Origin of the sequence: Variovorax sp. H27-G14, from assembly GCF_046156345.1 — a bacterium.
GTDB lineage: Bacteria > Pseudomonadota > Gammaproteobacteria > Burkholderiales > Burkholderiaceae_C > Variovorax.
Genome location: NZ_JAYLVN010000003.1, coordinates 524,060 through 546,905 on the forward strand (window position 1 = coordinate 524,060; position 22,846 = coordinate 546,905).

General features: G+C 65.2%; 22 protein-coding genes. 14 read left to right on the forward strand and 8 right to left on the reverse strand.

Going from position 1 to position 22,846, the window contains the following annotated elements:
- Window positions 1-11 precede the first annotated feature (11 nt).
- Window positions 12-980, reverse strand: coding sequence for an aliphatic sulfonate ABC transporter substrate-binding protein (locus tag VLK31_RS11475; RefSeq protein WP_409168514.1), 969 nt, complete (start codon window positions 978-980; stop codon window positions 12-14).
- 199 nt (window positions 981-1,179) lie between these two features.
- Between VLK31_RS11475 and VLK31_RS11480 the strand changes: the two genes are divergently transcribed.
- Entirely contained in the window at window positions 1,180-1,734 is a 555-nt protein-coding gene (locus tag VLK31_RS11480) for an NADPH-dependent FMN reductase (RefSeq protein ID WP_409168515.1), read from the forward strand.
- 426 nt (window positions 1,735-2,160) lie between these two features.
- Here the strand turns inward: VLK31_RS11480 and VLK31_RS11485 are convergent, their stop codons facing one another.
- Window positions 2,161-2,808: an FMN-dependent NADH-azoreductase gene (locus VLK31_RS11485; RefSeq protein WP_409168516.1), complete on the reverse strand. Its 648-nt coding sequence runs from the start codon at window positions 2,806-2,808 to the stop codon at window positions 2,161-2,163.
- Window positions 2,809-2,942: 134 nt separating this feature from the next.
- On the opposite strand from VLK31_RS11485, the gene VLK31_RS11490 reads away from it, so the two are divergent.
- Window positions 2,943-3,857, forward strand: a complete 915-nt coding sequence (locus VLK31_RS11490) for a LysR family transcriptional regulator (protein ID WP_409168517.1) — start codon at window positions 2,943-2,945, stop codon at window positions 3,855-3,857.
- 17 nt (window positions 3,858-3,874) lie between these two features.
- On the opposite strand, the gene VLK31_RS11495 is transcribed toward VLK31_RS11490, so the two are convergent.
- Entirely contained in the window at window positions 3,875-4,720 is an 846-nt protein-coding gene (locus tag VLK31_RS11495; RefSeq protein ID WP_409168518.1) for an SDR family oxidoreductase, read from the reverse strand.
- A gap of 104 nt (window positions 4,721-4,824) precedes the next feature.
- Between VLK31_RS11495 and VLK31_RS11500 the strand changes: the two genes are divergently transcribed.
- The 8 genes from VLK31_RS11500 (at window position 4,825) to VLK31_RS11535 (ending at window position 11,922) form a co-directional block, all read left to right on the forward strand.
- Window positions 4,825-5,730, forward strand: coding sequence for a LysR family transcriptional regulator (locus VLK31_RS11500; RefSeq protein WP_409168519.1), 906 nt, complete (start codon window positions 4,825-4,827; stop codon window positions 5,728-5,730).
- A gap of 106 nt (window positions 5,731-5,836) precedes the next feature.
- Window positions 5,837-6,478: a peroxiredoxin gene (locus VLK31_RS11505; RefSeq protein ID WP_409168520.1), complete on the forward strand. Its 642-nt coding sequence runs from the start codon at window positions 5,837-5,839 to the stop codon at window positions 6,476-6,478.
- An 18-nt stretch (window positions 6,479-6,496) separates the two neighbouring features.
- On the forward strand, window positions 6,497-7,072 hold the full coding sequence (locus tag VLK31_RS11510) for an RBBP9/YdeN family alpha/beta hydrolase (protein ID WP_409168521.1): 576 nt from the start codon (window positions 6,497-6,499) through the stop codon (window positions 7,070-7,072).
- On the forward strand, window positions 7,069-8,085 hold the full coding sequence (locus VLK31_RS11515) for a sulfate ABC transporter substrate-binding protein (protein WP_409168522.1): 1,017 nt from the start codon (window positions 7,069-7,071) through the stop codon (window positions 8,083-8,085). The genes VLK31_RS11510 and VLK31_RS11515 overlap by 4 nt, the downstream gene beginning before the upstream one ends.
- Window positions 8,086-8,973 (forward strand): sulfate ABC transporter permease subunit CysT, encoded by an 888-nt coding sequence (gene cysT / locus VLK31_RS11520; RefSeq protein ID WP_409168523.1) that lies wholly within the window; start codon window positions 8,086-8,088, stop codon window positions 8,971-8,973.
- A 360-nt stretch (window positions 8,974-9,333) separates the two neighbouring features.
- Window positions 9,334-10,236 (forward strand): sulfate ABC transporter permease subunit CysW, encoded by a 903-nt coding sequence (gene cysW / locus VLK31_RS11525; RefSeq protein WP_409168524.1) that lies wholly within the window; start codon window positions 9,334-9,336, stop codon window positions 10,234-10,236.
- Window positions 10,237-10,324: 88 nt separating this feature from the next.
- A complete protein-coding gene (locus tag VLK31_RS11530) occupies window positions 10,325-11,422 on the forward strand; it encodes a sulfate/molybdate ABC transporter ATP-binding protein (protein WP_409168525.1) in 1,098 nt (365 codons plus the stop codon).
- The gene (locus VLK31_RS11535; RefSeq protein WP_409168526.1) at window positions 11,419-11,922 is read left to right on the forward strand and encodes a disulfide bond formation protein B; all 504 of its coding nucleotides are present in this window, start codon (window positions 11,419-11,421) and stop codon (window positions 11,920-11,922) included. Before VLK31_RS11530 ends, VLK31_RS11535 begins: the two co-directional genes overlap by 4 nt.
- A 46-nt stretch (window positions 11,923-11,968) precedes the next feature.
- Here the strand turns inward: VLK31_RS11535 and VLK31_RS11540 are convergent, their stop codons facing one another.
- Entirely contained in the window at window positions 11,969-13,630 is a 1,662-nt protein-coding gene (locus VLK31_RS11540; protein WP_409168527.1) for an ATP-binding cassette domain-containing protein, read from the reverse strand.
- A 253-nt stretch (window positions 13,631-13,883) separates the two neighbouring features.
- On the opposite strand from VLK31_RS11540, the gene macA reads away from it, so the two are divergent.
- From macA to VLK31_RS11555, 3 genes are all read left to right on the forward strand, one after another.
- Complete coding sequence (macA, locus tag VLK31_RS11545; protein ID WP_409168528.1) at window positions 13,884-15,047, forward strand: macrolide transporter subunit MacA; 1,164 nt, start codon at window positions 13,884-13,886, stop codon at window positions 15,045-15,047.
- A gap of 86 nt (window positions 15,048-15,133) precedes the next feature.
- Window positions 15,134-17,134, forward strand: coding sequence for a macrolide ABC transporter ATP-binding protein/permease MacB (macB, locus tag VLK31_RS11550; RefSeq protein ID WP_409168529.1), 2,001 nt, complete (start codon window positions 15,134-15,136; stop codon window positions 17,132-17,134).
- Entirely contained in the window at window positions 17,127-18,545 is a 1,419-nt protein-coding gene (locus VLK31_RS11555) for an efflux transporter outer membrane subunit (protein WP_409168530.1), read from the forward strand. The genes macB and VLK31_RS11555 overlap by 8 nt, the downstream gene beginning before the upstream one ends.
- A gap of 37 nt (window positions 18,546-18,582) precedes the next feature.
- Here the strand turns inward: VLK31_RS11555 and VLK31_RS11560 are convergent, their stop codons facing one another.
- From VLK31_RS11560 to VLK31_RS11575, 4 genes are all read right to left on the reverse strand, one after another.
- On the reverse strand, window positions 18,583-19,359 hold the full coding sequence (locus VLK31_RS11560; protein ID WP_409168531.1) for a glycosyltransferase family 2 protein: 777 nt from the start codon (window positions 19,357-19,359) through the stop codon (window positions 18,583-18,585).
- Window positions 19,326-20,123: a lysophospholipid acyltransferase family protein gene (locus VLK31_RS11565; protein ID WP_409168532.1), complete on the reverse strand. Its 798-nt coding sequence runs from the start codon at window positions 20,121-20,123 to the stop codon at window positions 19,326-19,328. The genes VLK31_RS11560 and VLK31_RS11565 overlap by 34 nt, the downstream gene beginning before the upstream one ends.
- A 42-nt stretch (window positions 20,124-20,165) precedes the next feature.
- Complete coding sequence (locus VLK31_RS11570; RefSeq protein WP_409168533.1) at window positions 20,166-21,146, reverse strand: hypothetical protein; 981 nt, start codon at window positions 21,144-21,146, stop codon at window positions 20,166-20,168.
- 65 nt (window positions 21,147-21,211) lie between these two features.
- Entirely contained in the window at window positions 21,212-22,000 is a 789-nt protein-coding gene (locus VLK31_RS11575; protein ID WP_409168534.1) for a class I SAM-dependent methyltransferase, read from the reverse strand.
- Between the two features lie 118 nt (window positions 22,001-22,118).
- On the opposite strand from VLK31_RS11575, the gene VLK31_RS11580 reads away from it, so the two are divergent.
- On the forward strand, window positions 22,119-22,844 hold the full coding sequence (locus VLK31_RS11580) for a YebC/PmpR family DNA-binding transcriptional regulator (protein ID WP_409168535.1): 726 nt from the start codon (window positions 22,119-22,121) through the stop codon (window positions 22,842-22,844).
- Window positions 22,845-22,846 lie beyond the last annotated feature (2 nt).

Consider the following 22,846-nt stretch of genomic DNA (forward strand, 5'->3'; position numbering starts at 1 on the left):
GGGAGTGGGTGTCAGACGAGGTTCAGGTCGAAGAAGGCGTCCTTCACCTCGATGGGCTTGGGAATGAGCTTGAGCTGCGCGAACACGTCGGCCAGGCCCTGCTGTTCCTTTGCAATGGCGGGCGTGAGCGCAACCACGCCATAGTGCCGCCGTTCGGTGGCCAGCGCCAGCACCTTGGGGTCGACCTTGAGCTGCGGCGCCAGCGTGGCGACCACGTCGGCCGGGTGCGCCTGCGCCCATTCGTTGGCCTTGCGCAGTTCGCTGAACACGGTGCGCAGCACGTCGGCGTTGGCGCGCGCGAACTCGGGCTGCGCAAAGTGGTAAGTGCGGTTGTCGCTCAGGCCGGTGCCGTCGAACAGCACGCGCGAATCGGTCGCGAGCTGCGCGGCGGCCAAGAACGGGTCCCACAGGCCGATGGCCGCCACGCTGCCCGACTGGTAGGCCGCGATGGTGTCCGACGCGGTGACGATGTACACCGGCTCGATGTCTTCGTAGCGCAGGCCGGCGGCCTCCAGCGCGCGGATCAGCACGTACTGCGTGTTGTAGCCGCGCCCGGTGACGACCCGCTTGCCCTTCAGGTCGCGCACGCTGCGAAGGGGCGAGTCGCGCGGCACCAGAAAGCCAACGCCGCCGGGGTAGGGGCTTTCGGCCGCCAGGTACACCAGGCCCTTGCCGCTGGCCTGCTGAAAGATGCCGATGCCGTCCGAGGCATGGCCGAAGTCGATGGCGCCGGTGGCCAGTGCCTCCGACAGCTGGCTGCCACCAAGAAACTCCGCCCACTCGAGCTTCACCCCTGCCGGCGCAAGCGCCTTCTCCAGCTGGCCGGTGCCCTTGAGGATGTTGAGCGTGTTGAACTTCTGGTAGCCGATGCGCAGCGTCTTGGTGCGGGTCTGGGCGAAGAGCGGGGTGGCGGCAGCGGTGACCGCAGCGGCGGTACCAGCGCGAAGAAGCTGGCGGCGGGAGAGCGAAGGGGTGTGCATGGCGAAGGAGAAAAATCCGCGACTCTAGGAGCGGGCGCCATGCCGCGCCACGAAGCTTTCGTCATTTGCTCATGCGCAAACTGGCGCACAAATCTACAAAGCGCTGCATGAACCTTTCAAGAAAAGGACTTGGCCGGTTCGCATAATGATCTTCGTCATTTCGACCCCCATTGGCTTTCCCACTCAAGGAGCTTCACCCATGGCCCAGACCCGTATTGCCGTCATCGTCGGCAGCCTGCGCAAGGATTCGTACAACCACAAGCTGGCGCTTGCGCTGGCGCACCTGGCCCCGTCGGACTTCACTTTCGAGACGCTGCGCATCGACGACCTGCCGCTGTACAACCAGGACGACGACGGCAACCAGGCTGCGCCGGTGAAGCGTTTGAAGACGGAGATTGCGGCTGCGCAGGGCCTGTTGTTCGTCACGCCCGAATACAACCGTTCGATTCCGGGCGTACTGAAGAACGCGATCGATCACGCTTCGCGTCCGTATGGTCAGAGCGCGTGGGGCGGCAAGCCGGCTGGGGTGTTGGGCGTGTCGGTGGGCGCAATCGGCACTGCGTTGGCGCAGCAGCATTTGCGCAACATCCTGGCGTACCTCGACGTGCCCACCATGGGAGCGCCCGAGGTGTTTCTGCAGGCGAAGGACGACCTGTTCGACGACAAGGGTCACATCGGCAACGAAGGCTCGAAAAAATTCCTCCAAGGGTGGATGGACAAATACGTCGCCTGGGTCAAGACGCACTCGGCCTGAGTCTTCGGGTTCGGGGGTCCGGGGTTCGGGCTCCGGGGATTCAGGGCGCGTGCACAGGCCGCCGGGTACTCCCCTCCGCGAATGTCCCCCGCTTCGCTCCTCCTTTATTTCGCTGCGGGGAGTACCCGACGCCCTGTGCACCAGGGCACGCTCGTTGTGAGCGCACGATCAACTCCGGCTCTGTCCAACGCTCACGCCGATGGGGTGCCTTGCGCAGCGAAATAAAGGAGGAGGCCGCAGGCCGGGGGACATTCGCGGAGCAAGGCACCCCGTCGGCGTGAGCGTCGCCCTGAACTGAACTGACCACCGTCGAACGCAAAATAGACGCCAACGAAAAAGCCCTCCGAACGCAAGTCCAGAGGGCTTTTTACAAACCCTGCGCAGACCGTTCAAGCAGTCCGCGAAAAGTTTTGAGGGGCAGAAAACTCAGGCTGCAATAGCAGCGTCGCGCTGGTTAGCAGCTTCACCCGTCGCCACCAGAATGTCGGAACGGGCCGCCGCCAGCGCCTTGGCCTTGGCTTCGTCGCCCATTGCCAGACCTTCAGCGCGCACAAAACGCACATCGGTGATGCCGAAGAAACCGAAGATCACCTTCAGGTAGCTCTCCTGATGTTCCATCGCCTGACCGCCTTCGCTCGTCGAATAAGCGCCACCGCGGGTCGATGCCACGATCACCGTCTTGCCACCGGCCAGACCGACAGGGCCCTTTTCGGTGTACTTGAAGGTGCGGCCGATTTGCGCCAGGCGGTCGATCCAGGCCTTCAGCTGCGTGGGAATCGAGAAGTTGTAGAACGGCGTGCCAATCACGATCACGTCCGCGGCCAGGAACTGGCTCACCAGCTTCTCGGACAGCGCGTTTTCACGCAACTGCGCTTCGGTCGGCTGCGCTTGCACGCCGGTCTTGATGCCCAGCGCGTCGGCGCTGAAGTGCGAAGGGGTGTCCACCGCCAGGTCGAGGTACTCGACGTCGGTGTCAGGGTGGGCGGCACGCCAGGCGGTCACGGCTTCGGCCGAGAGCAGGCGCGAGGTCGAGTTGGTGCCCAGGATGCTGGAGTCGATGTGGAGCAGCTTCATATCAATCAATCACTTTCTGTGTTGGCAGTCGGCGCTCAATTGGCCGGCGGATGTGAGAATTCTATTTTTGGATCGAGTGGCTGATAAGTAGCCAAAAATCGCACTCATCGTTCTGTTTGCAGGACAATGACGCCATGCAAGACCTCAACGACATGGTTTTCTTTGCCGAAGTGGCGGAGCGCGGCGGCTTCGCGGCGGCCAGCCGGGCGCTGGGCATTCCCAAGTCGCGGCTGTCGCGCCGCGTGGCCGATCTGGAAGAGCGCCTGGGCGTGCAGTTGATGCAGCGCAGCACCCGGCGCCTGTCGCTCACACCGGCCGGCGAAATCTATTTGCGCCATGCCTCCGCCATGCGCGACGCCGCGCAGGCGGCGGCCGAGGCGGTGGCGCAGGTGCAGACGGAGCCCAGCGGGCTGGTGCGCATCAGTTGCCCGGTGACCATCTCGCACAGCGGCCTGGCGCAGCTGATGCCGGTGTTCATGGCGCGCTACCCGGCGGTGCGCATCGACATGCGGCTGCTCAACCGGCCGGTCGACCTGATCGAGGAGGGCATCGACATCGCACTGCGCGTGCGCCCGGTCATCGAAGACAGCGCGCTGCTGGTCGCCAAGACCTTCGGCAGCAGCCGCGGCGTGCTGGTGGCCAGCCCGGAGCTGCTGGCGCGCTGCGGGCCGATCGATTCGCCCGCCGACCTGGCCAAGCTGCCAACGGCCTCGATGTCGGTCAACGGCGACGGCCGCGCCGACTGGCGGCTGGAAGGGCCGCACGGCGAGACTCACGTGCACACGCACTCGCCGCGCTACGTGGCGGACGACCTGGCCACGCTGCAGTTCGGCACCCTGGGCGGCGTGGGCGCGACCCTGCTGCCCGACTACATGTGCCGGGCCGACGTGGAGGCCGGCCGGCTGGTGCGCGTGCTGCCGGGCTGGGGGCCTTCCCCGGTGATTGCGCACATGGTGTTCCCGGCCCGGCGCGCGCTGGTGCCGGCGGTGCGGCGGCTGATCGACTTTTTGGTGGAGCACCTGAAGAACGACGAAATGCGGATGTTCTAGCCGCTGCACGTTGCCCTTTATTCGTCGACGTCGGTGGCGAAGGTCGTCGCCTTGTGCGCTTCCAGCACCGCGAGCCGCTCGCGCAGCGCATTGCCGATCGACGCATACGTGCCGCTGCCGAGCGCGAGCCGCCGGGGGGCGGGGTGCTGGTCCACCGAGTCGGCCATGGCGCGGGCCATCTTGGCCGCGTCGCCCGTCACGGGAAAGGCGCCGCTGGCCAGCGCACGGCGAATGGCGCCGGCCGGCGTGTCTTCATAGACCGGCATGGGCGCGGGGCTGACCAGCCCGCCGCCAAAGTTCGTCTTCGTGGGGCCGGGCTCCACCAGCGTGAAAGAGATGCCGAAGGGCGCCACTTCCTGCGCGACCGACTCCACAAAGCCTTCGATGCCCCACTTGCTCGCGTGGTACAGGCTGAAGTTCGGGTACGCCAGTTGCCCGCCTTCGGACGACACCTGCAGCACGCGCCCGCCGCCCTGGGCGCGCAGGTGGGGCAGGGCGGCGCGAATCACCTGAATGGCGCCGACAAGGTTGGTGTCGAGCTGGTGGCGAATCTGCGCGTCGCTCACTTCCTCGGCCGCGCCGAACAGGCCGTAGCCGGCGTTGCTGACGACCACGTCGATGCGGCCCATGACGGCAAAGGCCGCGTCGACGGTGCGGCGCACGGCGGCGGTGTCGGTCACGTCCAGCACGGCCACGCGCAGGCGAGGGCGTTCACCTTGGCTGTAGATCGCCTGGAGTTCGCGCAGCGCGTCGGCCTGGCGCACGGTGGCGGTCACGCTGTCGCCGCGTGCCAGCAAGGTCTCGGTCAGCGCACGGCCAATGCCGCTGGAGGTGCCTGTGATGAGCCAGTTTTTCGTTGTCATCGGGTTCCTTTCGAATGAACAAAAGTCATCGTAGGACGCCGCATTGAGAACATAAATACCGTCGTGGTGCACCTGTCTTGCACCCTGGGTTGACAATCCGCCCCATGATCATCGACCCTCTCGACGGTGTCGCCGTCTTTCTGGCCGTGGCCGAACACCGCAGCTTCACCGGCGCCGCGCTGAGCCTGGGCGTCACGCCCACGGCGGTGAGCAAGGCGGTGCGCGCGCTGGAAGCCCGCCAGGGCGTGATGCTGTTCCAGCGCACGACCCGGCGCGTGGCGCTGACCGAGGCCGGCCAGGCCGTCTTTCTGCGGCTGCGGCCCGCGGTGAGCGACATTGCAGATGCCTTTGCCGCGCTCGGCGGCTTTCGGGACCGGCCCATGGGCACGCTGCGAATCACCGCGCCGCACGGCGCGGTCGAGCCGATCCTCGGAGCGCTGGTGCCGGCGTTTCGCCGCGCCTATCCGGAGGTCACGCTGGAAATTTCGCTCGACGAGGCCATCGTCGACCTGGTCGATGCGGGTTTCGACGCAGGCATTCGGCTGGGCGAGGCGGTCGAAAAAGACATGGTGGCCGTGCGGCTCACGCCCGAAATTGCCTGGTGCGTGGTGGGCGCACCCGACTATTTCAAAGGCCGAGATCGGCCCAGAGCGCCGGAAGACCTGGTGCGCCACGAGGCCCTGCACTACCGCTTTGCCGGCTCCGGCGCGCTGCACCGCTGGCGCTTCAGGCGCGGCAAGCGCGACTTTCTGGTGGAAACCAAAAGCGGGCTGGTGCTGAACGACCGGCAGATGCTGGTCCACTGCGCCGTTCAGGGGCTGGGCCTGGCCTTCGTTTCCGAGCGCGAGGCGCGCCAGCCATTGGCGCAAGGGCAGCTGGAGGCCTTTCTGCAGCCCTGGATTCCGGTCGATTCGGGCCTGTACCTGTACTTTCCGGAACGTTCGCAGTCGCAATTGAAGCTGCGGGTGTTCATCGACATGGCGCTGAAGCTGGCCGCTTTACCGGCCTGAGAGGGTCCCTTATGCAAAAAACGTCATAACCAAACAAGCAGATATTCGTTTGGCATTGAAGCGATGGTTCGCACAATCCGAGGCTCCCATCCATTCAGGAGCGACCATGGCAACTTTGCGTCTCGGCGACACCGCCCCCAATTTCACTCAGGATTCCAGCGAAGGCCCCCTCGACTTCTATCAATGGGCCGGTGACTCGTGGGTCGTGTTCTTCTCGCATCCCGCCGACTTCACGCCTGTTTGCACCACCGAGCTGGGCAAGACCGCGGCGCTGTCGGGCGAGTTTGCCAAGCGCGGCGTGAAGCCCATTGCGCTGAGCGTGGACCCGGCCACCAAGCACAAGGAATGGATCGCGGACATCAACGAAACGCAGAACACCACGGTCAACTTCCCCATCATTGCGGACGCCGACCGCAAGGTGGCCGACCTGTACGACCTGATTCACCCGAACGCCTCGGCCACGGCCACCGTTCGCAGCGTGTTCATCATCGACCCGAAGAAGGTGATCCGCACGACCATCACGTACCCGGCATCGACTGGCCGCAACTTCGACGAGATCATTCGCGTGATCGACTCGCTGCAGCTCACCGACAGCCACAAGGTGGCCACGCCCGTGAACTGGAAGGACGGCGACGACGTGGTCATCGTGCCGAGCATCCAGGACCCGGCCGAGCTGGCCGAGCGCTTTCCCAAGGGCTTCAAGGCCATCAAGCCTTATCTGCGCATCACGCCGCAGCCCAACAAGTAAGGGCAGGGCGGCGCCGTCATGCAGACCCGCATCATCATCGTGCCCGGCTGGCGCGACTCGGGGCCCGGCCATTGGCAGAGCCTGTGGGAGTCGCGCATTCCGGGCGCGGCGCGTGTGGTGCAGGACGACTGGGCCTCGCCCCGGCGCGACGCCTGGGTGCCCGCGCTGGCCAAGCTGGTGATGGAGAGCGAAGGCCCGGTGGTGATTGCCGCGCACAGCCTGGGCTGCATTGCCACGGCGCATCTGCCGCCCGCCGCGGCCGCGCGCATTCAGGGCGCCTTGCTGGTGGCGCCGGCCGACCCGGAGCGCCGCGCGGTGCTGTCCGACTTCGCGCCCGTGCCTTACGCCGCGCTGCCGTACCGCAGCATCGTGGTGGCCAGCAGCAACGACCCCTATTGCCCCATTCGGCTGGCGGGTGCCTATTCGCGCGCCTGGGGCAGCGAGTTCGTGCGCATGCAGAATGCGGGCCACATCAACATCGATTCCGGGCATGGAGACTGGCCGCTTGGCCTGGCCCTGCTGCAATCGCTGACCGACGAGCCCGCCGCCTGGTCGGCGGGCCGTGAATTTTCAGAAACCTTGGCAATCACATGACTTCCAGAATCAAGACCTTCGTCGCCGTGCTCGCGCTGGCGTCCTCCGCACTTGCCGGCAACGCCGCCTTTGCCCAGGGCACGACGCTGCTGAACGCCTCCTACGACGTGGCCCGCGAGTTCTACAAGGACTACAACGCGGCCTTCGTGGCGCACTACAAGAAGGCCACGGGCAAGGACGTGAAGATCGACCAGTCGCACGGCGGCTCCAGCGCCCAGGCGCGCTCGGTGGCCGACGGCCTGGACGCCGACGTGGTCACGATGAACACCTCGACCGACATCGACTTTCTGGCCAGCACCGGCGTGGTCGCCAAGGACTGGCCCAAGAAATTCCCCGACAACGCATCGCCCACCACCTCGACCATGCTGTTCCTGGTGCGCAACGGCAACCCCAAGGGCATCAAGGACTGGGACGACCTGATCAAGCCCGGCGTGCAGGTGGTGATCGTCAACCCCAAGACCGGCGGCAACGGCCGCTACGCCTACCTGGCCGCCTGGGGCTACATCAAGAAGAAGGGCGGCACCGACGCCCAGGCTGCCGAGTTCGTCGGCAAGCTCTTCAAGAACGTGCCCGTGCTGGCACGCGGCGGGCGCGACGCAACCACCGCCTTCCTGCAACGCAACATCGGCGATGCGCTGATCACCTTCGAGTCGGAAGTGGTGTCCATCGACCGTGAATTCGGCACCGGCAAGGTCGACTCGGTGTACCCGTCGATCAGCATCGTGGCCGAGAACCCGGTGGCCGTGGTGGAACGCACCGTCAACAAGAAGGGCACCGGCGAGCTGGCCAAGGCTTATCTGGACTGGCTGTACTCCGACGAAGCGCAGGAAATTGCCGCCAAGCATGCGTTGCGTCCGCGTTCGCAGGCCGTGCTGAAGAAGTACGCCGCCACCTTCAAGCCGCTGCAGCTCTTCACGGTGCAGGAACTGTTCGGCAGCCTGGGCGAAGCGCAAAAGGTGCACTTCAACGACGGCGGCCAGTTCGACAAGCTGTACACCCCCGGCGGCAAGTAAATGAGCGGCGCTGTTTCTTCGGCGCTCCCGTCCGCGGGAGCGCCTTTTTCGCGTGCCAACCGGGCAGGTGGCGCCAAGCGCGTGCTGCCGGGTTTTCACATCACGCTCGGCTTCTCCATTCTTTACCTCAGCCTGATCGTGCTGATTCCGTTGTCGGCGCTGGTCTTCAGAACCTTCACGCTGACATGGGACCAGTTCTGGGTGGCAGTGACCGCGCCGCGCGTGATGGCCTCCTACCGGCTGACCTTTGGCGCCTCGCTCATTGCGGCGCTGGTGAACGCGGTGTTCGGCCTGCTGGTGGCCTGGGTGCTGGTGCGCTACAAGTTTCCGGGCAAGCGCATCGTGGACGCGCTGGTCGACCTGCCGTTCGCGCTGCCGACGGCTGTTGCCGGTATTTCGCTGACGGCGCTGCTCGCGGGCAACGGCTGGATCGGGCAGTTGCTGGAGCCGCACGGCATCAAGCTGGCGTTCACGCCGGCGGGCATCGTGATTGCGCTGATCTTCATCGGGTTGCCTTTCGTGGTGCGCACCGTGCAGCCAGTGCTGGAAGACACCGAAAAAGAGCTTGAAGAGGCCGCAACGTCGCTGGGTGCCACGCGGCTGCAGACGTTCACCAGGGTAATTTTTCCGGCCATTGCGCCGGCTTTGCTCACGGGCTTTGCGATGGCTTTTGCACGGGCCATTGGCGAGTACGGATCGGTGATCTTCATTGCCGGCAACATGCCGATGATTTCGGAGATCACGCCGCTGATCATCATCGGCAAGCTGGAGCAGTACGACTATGCGGGGGCCACGGCTGTGGCGCTGGTGATGCTGGTCATTTCGTTCCTGCTGTTGCTGGTCATCAACGGGTTGCAGGCATGGCAGCGTCGTCGGGCGGGGGCTTGAGATGAGCGCCTGTTCTTTTGTTCGTCTCGCTTTGCGTCATTCGGGGCGCGCTCACGCCGACGGGGTGCTCTGCTCCGCGAATGTCCTCCGGCCTGCGCGCTACCGCCCCTCCTCCTTTGTTTCGCTGCGCAGAGCACCCCATCGACGTGAGCGTTGTTCGGTGCGGTCTTTGATCGGCGAGCACCTGCGGCGTGCGCTGGTGCGAAGGGCATCGGGTGGTCCCCGCAGCGAAATAAAGGAGGAGCCGAAGGCGGGGGACATTCGCGGAGGGGACCACCCGATGTCCTTCGCACGCCCCCCGAACGCGAGCTCCCTGCACAACAAACAATCCGCGACACAACGCGCGGCAAAGCCCCAGAGATGAGCGCTCCGTCCAAAGTCATTCGCCGCGCCCAGGCCGGCACCACGGAAGCACCCTGGGTGCGCTGGCTGCTGATCGGCATCGCGCTGGTTTTCATGTTCCTGTTCCTCGTGCTGCCCCTGGCCGCAGTGGCCACCGAGGCACTGCGCAAAGGCGTGGGCGCGTACCTGGAGGCACTGAAGGAACCCGACGCCTGGAGCGCCATTCGCCTCACGCTGATCACCGCCGCCATCACCGTGCCGATGAACCTCGTGTTCGGCGTGGCCGCGGCCTGGGCCGTGGCCAAGTTCGAGTTTCGGGGCAAGGCCTTTCTCACCACGCTGATCGACCTGCCGTTCGCGGTGTCGCCCGTGGTGGCCGGCCTCATCTACGTGCTGGTGTTCGGGGCGCAGGGCTGGATCGGCCCATGGCTCGCGGAGCACGACATCAAGATCATCTTCGCCGTGCCCGGCATCGTGCTGGCCACCGTGTTCGTCACCTTCCCCTTCATTGCGCGCGAACTCATTCCGCTGATGCAGGCCCAGGGCACCGACGAAGAGCAGGCCGCCATCGTGCTGGGCGCGACCGGCTGGCAGACCTTCTGGCGCGTGACGCTGCCCAACATCAAGTGGGGCCTGCTGTACGGCGTGATCCTTTGCAACGCGCGCGCCATGGGCGAGTTTGGCGCGGTGTCGGTGGTGTCGGGCCACATTCGCGGGCAGACCAACACCATGCCGCTGCATGTGGAAGTGCTCTACAACGAATACCAGTCGGTGGCCGCGTTTGCCGTGGCCTCGCTGCTGGCCATCCTGGCGCTGGTCACGCTGGTGATCAAGTCGGTGATCGAGTGGCGGCATGAGCGCGAGATGAAAGCCATTGCCGAGCTGCCGCCGGAGCGGCCACCAGAAACGTCGGCGGCTTGACGCAGTTTCGGGTGAGGCCAGAACCCTCGCCCCGGCCCTCTCCCCAAGGGGCGAGGGAGTAATCAGACGAAGACACAGGCAGAGATCCATGAGCATCGAAATCCGCAACATCAGCAAGCAGTTCGGCGACTTCCGCGCGCTGCGCAACGTGAACCTCGACGTGCAGTCGGGCGAGCTCGTCGCGCTGCTCGGCCCTTCGGGCTGCGGCAAGACCACGCTGCTGCGCATCATCGCGGGGCTGGAAACCGCCGACACCGGCAGCATTTTGTTCTCGGGCGAAGACACCACCGACGTGCATGTGCGCGAGCGCCAGGTGGGCTTTGTGTTTCAGCACTACGCGCTGTTTCGCCACATGACCGTGTTCGAGAACGTGGCCTTCGGCCTGCGCGTGAAGCCGCGCAAGGAGCGCCCGAGCGACACGCAGATCAAGGCCAAGGTGACCGAGCTGCTCAAGCTGGTGCAGCTCGACTGGCTGGCCGACCGCTACCCGTCGCAGCTTTCGGGCGGGCAACGCCAGCGCATTGCGCTGGCCCGCGCGCTGGCCGTGGAGCCCAAGGTGCTGCTGCTGGACGAACCCTTTGGCGCGCTCGACGCCAAGGTGCGCAAGGAACTGCGCCGCTGGCTGCGCCGGCTGCACGACGAGCTGCACGTCACCTCCATCTTTGTCACGCACGACCAGGAAGAGGCGCTCGAAGTGGCCGACCGCGTGGTGGTCATCAACAAGGGGCAGATCGAACAGGTCGGCTCGCCACAAGAGGTGTGGGACCAGCCCGCGAGCCCGTTCGTCTACGGCTTTCTGGGCGACGTGAACCTGTTCCACGGCCGGGCCGACAACGGCGCGGTGCAGCTCGACGGCATGCGGCTGGACTCGCCCGAGCACAGCGGTGCGCGCGACGCCAAGGCGCGTGCCTATGTGCGCCCGCATGACATCGAGGTGACACGCTATGTGGCGGGGGCCGCGGGCATCGTTGCCACGCTGTCGCGTGCCATCGTGGTCGGACCCATCGCGCGGCTGGAACTTGAGCCCACCGAAACGAATCCAGATAATCCGGGCTCCGGAACCATCATCGAAGCGCAACTCCCTGCGCAACAGTTCCGTGAACTTGGCTTGAAGGAAGGCGACACCGTCGTTGCCAACCCGCGCAAGGCCAGGGTGTTCGTAGAAGAAGATTGGGTGTCTCCTTGATCGATTGGTACTTCGGCGCGCCGCGCCGCGCGTATGGGCTCATCTGCCTGGCCTGCGTTCTCATGCTGGCCTTCGGGCTCTACCTGCAGCACGTGGTCGGCTTGGAGCCGTGTCCCATGTGCATCGTGCAGCGGTATGCGCTGGTGCTGGTGGCGCTGTTCACCGGGCTGGCCGGCGTGTTCCGCCAGCGGGGCCTGCAACTGACCGGCGGCGTGCTGGCGCTGGTGTCGGCTGTGGGCGGTGCCTACACGGCGGCCTCGCAGAGCTGGCTGCAGTGGTATCCGCCGGAGGTGGTGTCCTGCGGGCGCGACCTGTACGGAATGATCGAGACTTTTCCGCTGAAGCGCGCGCTGCCCATGATCTTTCGCGGCGGCGGCGACTGCTCCAAGATCGACTGGACGCTGTTCGGCCTGAGCCTGGCGAACTGGTCGTTCATTGCGTTTGCGGTGTTGTCGCTGATGCTGGTCACGCTGCTGGTGCGCTCGCGCAGGGTGCGCTGAATTCGCGCGGTGGCCGTGAATTGCCATGATGGCCACCCGCGTCGGGTCATGTGGTTTGCGCCTGTGGTGGCGCCGGCGGTGCCAGCACCAGAACATCGTGAGCGATCTTCGTGATTTCCGGGTCGTGCGTAATCACGATCAAAGTTTTCGTGCGGCTCGCGATATAAAGAATTAGCTTTCTTGCCAATTCTTGATCTAGGTGCGCTGTTGGTTCGTCAAGAACAAGCGCATTCTTGTTTCGAAGCAATGCCCTGGCAATTGAAATTCTCTGCTTTTCACCGCCGCTCAGCGAGCGTCCGCCGGCGCCCAATTGGTCGTCTAGATCAATTGAAACTTCAATTCCATTTTTCTTGGTTAAATAATCGAGTGCGTGGAGCATTTCGTGCAACACAGCATCCGGCGGCGGCACATTGCAGCCGTAATTCAGATTGAACCGCAGAGAAGCGTTGAAGATGCAAGGGAACTGAGAGGCCACGGCGACGTTTTTCAAGATGTCGTCCGTCGAATTCTGGTCGACCAGCCGTCCGCAGTGTTTGATGGTGCCCGCATTAACGGGAAGCAGCCCCAGCATCGATTGAACCAGAGTGCTTTTTCCCGTGCCGGAAGGCGCCGAAATAACGGTGAATCGGTTCGTTTTGAAATCGTGCGACAGGTTGAACACCAGAACCTTTTTTTCGACGGCCAGCAGCACGTTCTCCAGCCTGAACAGCGGATGTTCGTCGTCTGAAAAATCAATGGCTGCACCAGTTGCCATCGCTGCTGTTGTTTTTGATGCGGGCTGAAGATATTCAGAGCCGAATTTCAATGCAACCTGTTGCCTTTTCAATTCGATCAGGGCGGCAGATAAAAACCTCAATTGCATCGTCAGCATTCCTGTATAGCCGGCAATCATCACAAAATCACCGCTCGTGAAATTGGCGGCGCTGTTCAGCTTGACAGAGTAGGAGGTGAACACGCCAAGCACCACGCCAATTGCAAGTGCCTGTGCGCCAAGATAAAGACCCATGCGCAGATTGGCGCGCCAAATGGTTTGAACCGTGTGTGCCAGATGGGTATCGGCCAAAACTTCTTCTCGTGCCGCTGCATTGTTCAGGCGAACCTCAAGCAGCGCGCCCAGCCTTTCCACCATGAAGCCTTGCAGCTTGTTCTGCGAAGAGTAGATCGATGAGTGAAGGTCTCCGCTTTTTGCCGCAATGACATAAGAAACGAAAGACAGGGCGAGAATGCAGAGCGCAAAAAGAATTGCAAAAGCATTTCCGATCGATGAACGAATGATTCCGATGGAAATGAAGAATTCGAAAACGATGGGAAGAACGGTCCAGAACAGCGATGTGGTGATCGAACTGAGACTCTGGGTGGCCCTGACAATGTCTTGAGCAACGACGCCGGCGTCTATTTTTCTTTGCGATGAATATCGGCTATGAATGACGTTTTTCAGAAGAAGCTTGTTCAGTGCTGCATTAGCTTTGGCAAGGACGCCGGCAGAAAAAATTCCTTTGATATTCTGCAAGACGTTGGCCAGCGTCCAGCAGGCAGCGTATGCCAGTGCGTAGGCATAAAACCCTGAGAGTTGAGGGTTCGCTATCTCATTTGCAGCTTGCCGCAACAAAAATGGTGTGCATGACGAGATGGCCGCGACAAGCAAAAAAGCGATTGAAATCGCCGCAAAATGAAGGGTGAATCGCGCGCCTGTCGTTGTCCACGTCAAAAGACGAAGCAGCAGGTCGATTTGATGATTGTTTTCCCTGATTTAATAAAAATTGATAATTGTTTGCCGAGAATTCCAAGGAGATTTTTCAAAAGCCCCGGCATTAACCTCTGGAAATTAAGTTCGCCTTTAGAAAGTGGGGTCAATGTTGCGCTAGCATCGACGCTGTTTCCGTTTTTGATTTTTCAGAGAACGCCAGCCCTCCATCCGCTGCGCCGGCTTTTGAAGCGTCTCTCACCTCATCCTCATCTGCATGCCAACTCCCCCAATTCGGCGTTCACGCAAGTTGCTCGTGGCCGCACTGGCCATTGTTTTCATTGGCCTTGTCGCTTTCTTCTGGACCAGGCCCGAACAAAAAACCGACTACCTCACCGACACCGTGCAGCGCACCGACGTTGAAAACGCGGTGCTCGCCACCGGCGTGCTGCAGGCGCTCAAGCAGGTGGAGGTGGGCGCGCAGGTGAGCGGCCAGCTCAAGTCGCTGAAGGTGGAGCTGGGCCAGCGCGTGAAGAAGGGCGACTGGCTGGCCGAGATCGATCCCGTCATCTCGCAGAACACGCTGGCGCAGGAGCAGGCCAAGCTGGAGAACCTGCAGGCGCAGCGCCTGGCCAAGGAGGTGCGCGTGAAGCAGGCGCAGCTCACCTGGACGCGCCAGCAGGAAATGCTCGCGCAGGACGCCGCCCCCAGGCAGGACATGGAAAGCGCCGATGCCGAGCTGCGCGCGCTGCGGGCCGATGCGGTGTCGCTGGAGGCGCAGATCCGCCAGCAGAAGCTGGCCGTGGCCTCGGCGCAGACCAACCTGTCTTACACGCGCATCGTGGCGCCCATCGACGGCGACGTGGTCTCCATCAGCACGCTCGAAGGCCAGACCGTGGTGGCCGCCTTTCAGGTGCCCACGCTCATGAAGCTGGCCGACCTGTCGACCATGACGGTGAAGGCGCAGGTGTCGGAGGCCGACGTGGTGCGCGTGAAGCCCGGCCAGCCGGTGTACTTCACCATTCTGGGCGACCCCGACACGCGCTACCACGGCACGCTGCGCGCGGTGCAGCCTTCGCCCGAGAAGATCAACAACGCGGTGTTCTTCAACGCACTGTTCGACGTGCCCAACCCGGAGCGCACGCTGCGTGTCGACATGACGGCGCAGGTCGCCATTCTTCTGGGCGAGGCGAAGCAGGCTCTGGCCGTGCCGCTCACCGCGCTGGGCGCGCGCGACAAGGAAGGCCGCCAGCAAGTGCGCGTGCTCAAGGCCGACCACAGCGTGGAAAAGCGCCAGGTGCGCGTGGGCATCAGCAACAACTTTCAGGCGCAGGTGCTCAACGGTCTTGCCGAGGGCGACACCGTGATCACGGGCGACCCGTCGGCGCTGGCGGAGCGCGGCGACGGCAGCGAAGGCGGCGCGCGAGGCAAGCGCCAATGAGCGATGCAGCCGCTGCGACGGGTGCAACAGGTGCAACAGGTGCTGCCGGAGCTGCCGGTGCTGCCGGTGCTTCCGATGGCGCAAGTTTGAAAAAGCCGCTGCTGGCCCTGCGCGGCATCGGCCGCAGCTTTCCCTCGGGCGAGCAGCAAGTGCAGGTGCTGAAGGACGTCGATCTCGACATCGGCAGCGGCGAAATGCTGGCCATTGTGGGCGCGTCGGGCTCGGGCAAGTCGACGCTGATGAACATTCTGGGCTGCCTCGACCGGCCGAGCACCGGCAGCTACACGGTGTCGGGCCACGACGTGGGCACGCTGAACAGCGACGCGCTGGCCGAGCTGCGGCGCGAGCACTTCGGCTTCATCTTTCAGCGCTACCACCTGATGCAGCACCTGACGGCCGCCGGCAACGTCGAGGTGCCCGCCGTGTACGCCGGCACCGACGGCGAGGCGCGCGACACGCGCGCGCGCCAGCTGCTTGCGCGGCTGGGGCTGGGCGACCGCACCGAGCACCGGCCCAGCCAGCTCTCGGGCGGCCAGCAGCAGCGCGTGAGCATTGCGCGCGCGCTCATGAACGGCGGGCAGGTGATCCTGGCCGACGAGCCGACCGGCGCGCTCGACAGCAAGAGCGGGCAGGAGGTGATCGGCATCCTGCGCGAGCTGCATGCGCAGGGGCACACGGTGATCATCGTGACGCACGACATGCAGGTGGCGAGCTGCACCGAACGCATCATCGAAATTGCCGACGGCGTGATCGTGCGCGACCGGGCGAACGTGCCGACCGTGGCTGCCATGGCCACGGTGTCGCAGCAGGTTCAGAACGTGCAAGCCGATGCGCAGCCCGCCATGCCCATGACCCGCCCCAAGCTGGGCATTGCGCGCTTCAGCACCGGCTGGGCGCGCTTTGCCGAGGCCTTTCGCATGGCCTGGCGCTCGATGATGGCGCACCGCATGCGCACCGCGCTCACCATGCTGGGCATCGTGATCGGCATCACGTCGGTGGTGTCGATCGTGGCCATCGGGGAGGGGGCCAAGCGCTTCGTGCTGTCGGACATTCGGGCCATCGGCACCAACACGCTGGACGTGTACCCGGGCCGCGACTTCGGCGACGACAAGGCCTCGAGCATCCGCACGCTGGCACCGCCCGACCTGAATGCCATTGCCGCCCAGCCCTACGTGCACAGCGTGACGCCCTCCACCCAGCGCAGCCTGCGCCTGCGCTACCGCAGCGTGGACATCAACGGCACGGTGAACGGCGTGAGCGACAGTTTCTTCAAGGTGCGCGACATCCAGATGGCGCGCGGCGCGGCGTTCACCGCCAGCGACGTGCGCCACCAGTCGCAGGTGGTGGTGATCGACCAGAACACCCAGCGCATGCTGTTTCCCGATGGCACCGACCCGGTCGGCAAGATCATCCTGGTGGGCAATCTGCCGTGCACGGTGATTGGCGTGTCGCAGGAAAAGAAGAGCATGTTCGGCGAGAACAAGTCGCTCAACATCTGGCTGCCGTACAGCACGGGCGCGAGCCGGCTCTTTGGGCAGCAGCACTTCGACAGCATCACGGTGCGCATTCGCGACGACCAGCCGACCAAGGCGGCCGAAGACAGCATCGTCAAGCTGCTCACCATGCGCCACGGCAGCAAGGACTTTTTCACCTTCAACATGGACAGCATCGTGAAGACGGCCGAGCGCACGAGCCAGTCGCTCACGCTGCTGCTGTCGCTCATTGCGGTCATTTCGCTGGTGGTGGGCGGCATCGGCGTGATGAACATCATGCTGGTGTCGGTGACCGAGCGCACGCGCGAAATCGGCATTCGCATGGCCGTGGGCGCGCGCCAGAGCGACGTGCTGCAGCAGTTCCTGACCGAGGCGGTGCTGGTGTGCCTGGTGGGTGGGTTGATCGGCGTGACGCTCTCCTATGGCATCAGTTTTCTGTTTTCGCTTTTCGTGAAGCAATGGCAAATGATTTTTTCTTTGGGTGCGGTGGTGTCGGCGTTTCTGTGCGCGACCTTGATTGGCGTGCTGTTCGGCTACCTGCCGGCGCGCAACGCGGCGCGGCTGGACCCTATCGAGGCGCTGGCGCGTGAGTAGGGCGCGCCTTCTTCCCGTGGCGGTGGCTGCCGTGTGCGTGCTCGCCGGCTGCACGCTGTTTCAGCCGGAGCGGCGCGAACAGCGGCCGCTGGAAATGCCTCGGGCCTGGCAGCAACAGCCGGCCGGCACCGCTGCCGGGAGCGTGGCCACCGTGCTGTCGGCGAACTGGTGGGCGTCGTTCAACGACCCGCAACTCGACCGCCTGGTCGACGACGCGCTGCGCAGCAACAACGACCTGGCCGCGGCCGGCATTCGCGTGCAGCGCGCGCAACTGCAGGCGGGCCTGGCCAACACCAACCTCACGCCGGACGTGGTGGGGCAGGCGAGTACGAGCCGGTCTTACGACCTGAAGCGCGGCGGCGTGGCCGGGTCGGCATCGACGTCGCTTGTCACCCTGAGCTACGAGCTCGACCTGTGGGGCCGCCTGGCCGCGCAACGCAGCGCCGCCGACTGGACGCTGAAGGCGACCGAGTCCGACCGGCAGGCCACCGCGCTTGCGCTGGTCGGCACCACGGCCGGGCTCTATTGGCAGACCGGCTACCTCAACCAGCGCATTGCGTTGAGCGAGGCCGGCATCGAAGACGGCCGGCGCATTCTCGCGCTGGTGCACGTGAAGTACGCGGCCGGCGCGGTGTCGGGGCTGGACGTGGCGCAGGCCGGGCAGAACCTGGCGACGCAGGAGGCGGCGCACACGCAGTTGCTGCAGCAGCGTGTCGAGGCGCGCAATGCGCTGGCCGTTCTGTTCGACCGGCCGCCGCAGGCGATGGCGGTTGAACCGATACCGGTCGAGCCGCCGCGGCTGCCGGACATCGCCTTGCCCGCCATCGATGCCGGCGTGCCGGCCGACCTGCTGGGCCGGCGCCCGGACCTGCGCGCGGCCGAGCAGCGCTTGCGCGGTGCGCTGGCCAATGTCGACGCCACGCGCACCAGCTTCTATCCCGCGCTGAGCCTCACGGGCTCGCTGGGCACGTCGAGCACCGCGCTGGGCGAGCTGCTGAAGAACCCGGTGGCCACGCTCGGCGCCGGGCTGGTGCTGCCCTTTCTGCAATGGAACACGGCGCGGCTGAGCGTGGGCGTGTCGCAGACGCAGTACGAAGAGGCGGTGGTGGGTTTTCGGCAGTCGCTGTACACCGCGCTGTCGGAGGTGGAGAACGCCTTGTCTTCACGCACGCAGTTGCGCAGCGAGAGCGACAAGCTGGTGTTGGCGCTGCAGCAGGCGCAGCGCGCGGAGCGGTTGTCGGAGGTGCGCTATCGCGCGGGGGCGACGGCGTTGCAGCCGGTGCTCGACGCGAAGGACCGCCGGCGCACGGCGGAGGTGTCGCTGGCGTTGAACCGGTTGAATCAGCTCAATGCGACGATGACGCTGTACAAGGCGCTGGGCGGGGCGGCTCTTGCTGCGCCTGCTGTCTGACTCCGCTCCCTCTCCCTCTGGGAGAGGGAACAAGACATCAGTCCTGAAACGGTGCCTTCTTCGCCAGCTTGCGAAACACCAGCCCCGGCAGCCGCAGCACGAACTCGACCATCAACCGCGTGTGCATCCAGGTCAGCAGCACGTTGTCGCGCCCATAGCGAAAGTGCGACACCCCGCCTTCTTCCGCCGTCAGATATTTCACCGGCGCGTCGATGTTCACCGGCTTCACGCCGCGCCAGGCCAGCCGCACGACGGCTTCGGTGTCGAAGTCGAAGCGCCGCATCCAGGGCTGGCGCGCCATCACCGCAATGAGGTCGGCCACCGGGTACACGCGAAAGCCGTAGAGCGAATCGCCCACCCCGGCGAACAGGGTTTCCAGCTGGGTCCAGCCGTTGGACACGCGCCGCCCGCGCACGCGCAGCAGCGGCGCGCTGGCGTCGAACACCGGCCGGCCGAGCACCATGGTCTCTGGCCGGGCCAGCGAGGCCTTCATGAATTCAGGAATCAGGTCCGCCGGATGCTGGCCATCGGAATCCATCGTCAGCGCATGCGTGAAGCCGGCGTCCTTGGCAGCGCGCAGCCCGTGCAGCACGGCGGAGCCCTTGCCCTGGTTCTGCGGCAGCAGCCACACGCGCAGGCCCGGGTCGTTGGCTGCCAGCTGCTGCAGCCGCTCGCCGGTGCCGTCGTCGCTGCCGTCGACCACCACCCACACGGGGCTCCACTGCGCGCGCGCAGCCTGGACGGTCGAGAACAGGCGTTCGCCCGTGTTGTAGCTGGGAATCAGGACAAGGTGGGTGCGCGAGGCGTCTGGCATTCGGGGGACGCGTCGGTGGCGCGCTGTTCCAGGTTTTGGCGAAAGTAATGTTCGAGGTCGGCTTGCAGCACGTCGCTGTCCTGCGTCGGCGCAAAGCGCTTGCCCAGGCGCAGGGTGAAGACGACGGGCAGCGGCGGCACGCGCCACAGCGGCCAGCCCTTGCCCAGGTAGGGCGAGTCGGTGTCGATGAACACGGTTTGAATGGGCGCCTGCGCCAGCTTGGCAATGAGGGTGGTGCCGGCGCGAAACGGGTTGAGCGGCGGCGTCACGGTGCGCGTGCCTTCAGGAAAGATCACCAGTTGCCCGCCGTTGCGCAGGTCGTTCACCGCGAGCCGCACCATGGTGCGGGCTGACTTGTTGCTGATGTAGCGCGCCAGCCGCGCGCCCGCGCCCAGGAAGATGTTGCCCATCAGGTCGGCCTTCATGATGCAGGCGCTGCGCGGCAGCCGTGCCACCAGCAGCAGCGCGTCGAGCATGGTGGGGTGGTTGGCCACGAAGATCACGCCGGGCTCCTTGCGCATCGGGTCGAGGCAGGCGGCGTCGATGCGCATCATGCCGGTGGCCGAGGCCAGCCACCAGAACAGGCGGTAGGCAAAAGCGATGGTCATGCGGCCGAGCGCGCGCCCGGGCCTGGCCGGCATCACCGGGTAGAGCAGCATGGCCACCAGGTTCCAGACCAGCGAGATCAGGCCCAGGCACAGCAGCAGCGCGTAGAGCAGCAACGCGAGCGGAATCGATGTGAAAAATCGCAGCACGCGAATCATTGAATCGGTCAATCTGGCAGGGAACGGTCGGACGATGACCGGTCAGGGCCGAAGCTGGCCGGCCGCGACCGTGTGGGCCTCGATCTCCACCAGCAGGTCGCTGCGGCAGATGTCGGCCTCCAGGTACACGGCGTGGCGCGTCAGGGGCGCGTCGGCGCCCAGCGCGCCTTCGAGAATGCCGCGCACGGCGTCGGTGTCCGAGGGGTTGCGCACATAGACCACGCAGTCGAGCTCGGCCAAAGAAAACTTCGCCGTGCCGCGCGCATTGGCGGCATCGACCACCGCCTGCAGGTTGCGCAGCGTTTCGCGCGTTTGCTCCAGCACGTCGCCGGGGTGCACGGTTTCGTGGCCCACGATGCTGGCAGTGCCCGAGATGAACAGCGCGATGTTGCCGTCGCCGATGTCGGCCAGCGCGGCGCGCGAGAAGGTGGGCGAGCGCGGGCCGTAGGTTTCGGGGTAGCGGTAGGCCGACACCTGGCGCGGGTTTTCCACCGGCAACGGCGCCTGCTGGCCGGCCAGGAACCGGATCGACAGCGCACCCTGATGGATGCCCAGCGCACAGGCCGCGGGCGCGCCCTCGAAGGCGGCACGGCCGGCTTCCAGAAATGCCTCCTGGCGGCCCTTGTTGAACTGGCGGTAGCGCTCCAGCCCGCCGCCGTCGGCGTTGATCTGGGGCAGGTAGTTCCAGATGCGCTGCAGGTGCGGCGCGCCGGCCTGGTCGAGCGTCTTGAACAGGTCGCGGTAGGCGCGGTGCGCGAGCTCGGCCAGGCCTTGGTTTTCAGCGGCTTCGTCTAGGTCGATGGCGCCGAGCAGCCAGTGGCCGTCGGTGCGCCAGCGCGCGATGCCGGTGGTGCCGGACTCGATGTGCGGCGCGCTCACGTGCCACACATCGGCCATGGCGCCCTGCGGCGACAGCACGCGGGCGTTGACGGTCGGCATCCATGCCACGCCATGCGGCGTGCCGTAGCCCAGCGCCGCAAAGGGCGCCTTGCCGTGGGTGGCCAGCGCGAGGCTGTCGGGCAATGAAAGGCGCTCTACGCGCAGGTGGGAAGAGAGGCGGGAGGAGGTGGGGTCCTGAACTCGCACTGTCACCTGACCTCGACGGGTTGTTCGGGTTTGACGGCGGTGTAGCAGGAAAAGACGCCCAGGCTGGCATGGCGCTGCACGTCGCGAAAGCCCGCGGCGGTCAGCGCCTGCATCACGCGCTCCGGGGCAATGCAGGCCTCGATGGTGTCCCAGTAATAGCGCCACAGTTCCGATGTGTTGCGCTGGCGACCGACCACGCGGGCGATCAGCGGCACCACGGCGCGCATGTAGCCCTTGAGCAGCGCGGTGGCCACGCGGCCCTCGGGCTTGGTGATTTCCAGCACCGCCACCCGCCCGCCGGGGCGCAGCACGCGGTGGAATTCGCTGAAGGCGGCGGCCACGTCGCTGATGTGACGCATGGCGTAGCCCATGCTGACGAAGTCGCAGCTGGCGTCGGGGCGGGGCAGGTTTTCGGCCACGCCGCGAATCAGCTCGACGCCGGGCAGCTTGACCTGGCCCATCATGCCGGGGCTGGGGTCGACGCCCACCAACTGGCCGGTGGAACCGATGAGCTTGAGCGCCTCGCGGGCCACCAGCCCGGTGCCGATGCCCACGTCCAGCACCTGCGCACCAGCGGCTAGCCCGGCCTGGCGCAGCGCGTCGCGGCGGTAGGAAGGGCCGGTGCCGAAGGCCAGCACGCTTTCGATGCGGTCGTAGTCCGCAGCGGTGCTGTCGAAGATGCGAAGCAGGAACGCCTGGTGCTCCGCCTCGGTCTTGTAGTAAAGCGGCAGGGGAGCATGAGGTGGCAGGGTCTCGGAATTCCCTGGTCCTACGGAATGCGGTGGCGTCATCGAACGATTATCACCAAAAGGCCCCGGCCGAATTCCAGCTCCCCGGCCGGGCGTTGTGCGCGCCGGACAGTAAACTCGGCGCTTGCTTTGAAAACACAAGACAGCGAGAGAGAAAGCCATGGCCGGACACAGCAAATGGGCAAACATTCAGCACCGCAAGGGCCGTCAGGACGAGAAGCGCGGCAAGCTCTGGACCCGCGCCATTCGCGAAATCACGGTGGCGGCACGCGCTGGCGGCGCTGACCTGAGCGCCAACCCCCGGCTGCGGCTGGCGGTGGAAAAAGCCAAGGCGGTGAACCTGCCCATCGACACCGTCAAGCGCAACATCGACAAGGCCACGGGCAACCTCGAAGGCGTCACTTACGAAGAAATTCGTTACGAGGGGTACGGCATTGGCGGCGCGGCCATCATCGTCGACACCATGACCGACAACCGCGTGCGTACCGTGGCCGAAGTGCGCCACGCTTTCTCCAAGTACGGCGGCAACATGGGCACCGAAGGCTCGGTGGCCTTCCAGTTCAAGCACTGCGGGCAGATCATCTTCGCCCCCGGCACCAGTGAAGACAAGGTGATGGAAGTGGCGCTGGAGGCGGGCGCGGAAGACGTCGTTACCGACGAGGACGGCGCCATCGAAGTGATCACCGCCGTGGCCGACTTCGAAGCCGTGAAAAACGCGCTGGAGGCCGCCGGCCTGAAGCCCGACGCGGCCGAAGTCACCATGCGCGCCGAGAACGTGGTCGACGTGACCGGCGAAGACGCCACAAGAATGCAGAAGCTGCTCGACGTGCTCGAGGACCTGGACGACGTGCAGGACGTCTTTCACAACGCCTCGCTGTCCGAGTAAGC

What these genes read in the sequence shown, in the direction of transcription:
- VLK31_RS11575 (WP_409168534.1), bottom strand. Translation starts at nt 22,000, where the DNA reads ATGACGCCACCGCATTCCGTAGGACCAGGGAATTCCGAGACCCTGCCA.
- VLK31_RS11505 (WP_409168520.1), top strand. Translation starts at nt 5,837, where the DNA reads ATGGCAACTTTGCGTCTCGGCGACACCGCCCCCAATTTCACTCAGGAT.
- VLK31_RS11485 (WP_409168516.1), bottom strand. Translation starts at nt 2,808, where the DNA reads ATGAAGCTGCTCCACATCGACTCCAGCATCCTGGGCACCAACTCGACC.
- VLK31_RS11565 (WP_409168532.1), bottom strand. Translation starts at nt 20,123, where the DNA reads ATGATTCGCGTGCTGCGATTTTTCACATCGATTCCGCTCGCGTTGCTG.
- macA (WP_409168528.1), top strand. Translation starts at nt 13,884, where the DNA reads ATGCCAACTCCCCCAATTCGGCGTTCACGCAAGTTGCTCGTGGCCGCA.
- VLK31_RS11530 (WP_409168525.1), top strand. Translation starts at nt 10,325, where the DNA reads ATGAGCATCGAAATCCGCAACATCAGCAAGCAGTTCGGCGACTTCCGC.
- VLK31_RS11495 (WP_409168518.1), bottom strand. Translation starts at nt 4,720, where the DNA reads ATGACAACGAAAAACTGGCTCATCACAGGCACCTCCAGCGGCATTGGC.
- VLK31_RS11510 (WP_409168521.1), top strand. Translation starts at nt 6,497, where the DNA reads ATGCAGACCCGCATCATCATCGTGCCCGGCTGGCGCGACTCGGGGCCC.
- VLK31_RS11480 (WP_409168515.1), top strand. Translation starts at nt 1,180, where the DNA reads ATGGCCCAGACCCGTATTGCCGTCATCGTCGGCAGCCTGCGCAAGGAT.
- VLK31_RS11500 (WP_409168519.1), top strand. Translation starts at nt 4,825, where the DNA reads ATGATCATCGACCCTCTCGACGGTGTCGCCGTCTTTCTGGCCGTGGCC.
- VLK31_RS11580 (WP_409168535.1), top strand. Translation starts at nt 22,119, where the DNA reads ATGGCCGGACACAGCAAATGGGCAAACATTCAGCACCGCAAGGGCCGT.
- cysT (WP_409168523.1), top strand. Translation starts at nt 8,086, where the DNA reads ATGAGCGGCGCTGTTTCTTCGGCGCTCCCGTCCGCGGGAGCGCCTTTT.
- cysW (WP_409168524.1), top strand. Translation starts at nt 9,334, where the DNA reads ATGAGCGCTCCGTCCAAAGTCATTCGCCGCGCCCAGGCCGGCACCACG.
- VLK31_RS11475 (WP_409168514.1), bottom strand. Translation starts at nt 980, where the DNA reads ATGCACACCCCTTCGCTCTCCCGCCGCCAGCTTCTTCGCGCTGGTACC.
- VLK31_RS11490 (WP_409168517.1), top strand. Translation starts at nt 2,943, where the DNA reads ATGCAAGACCTCAACGACATGGTTTTCTTTGCCGAAGTGGCGGAGCGC.
- VLK31_RS11560 (WP_409168531.1), bottom strand. Translation starts at nt 19,359, where the DNA reads ATGCCAGACGCCTCGCGCACCCACCTTGTCCTGATTCCCAGCTACAAC.
- VLK31_RS11515 (WP_409168522.1), top strand. Translation starts at nt 7,069, where the DNA reads ATGACTTCCAGAATCAAGACCTTCGTCGCCGTGCTCGCGCTGGCGTCC.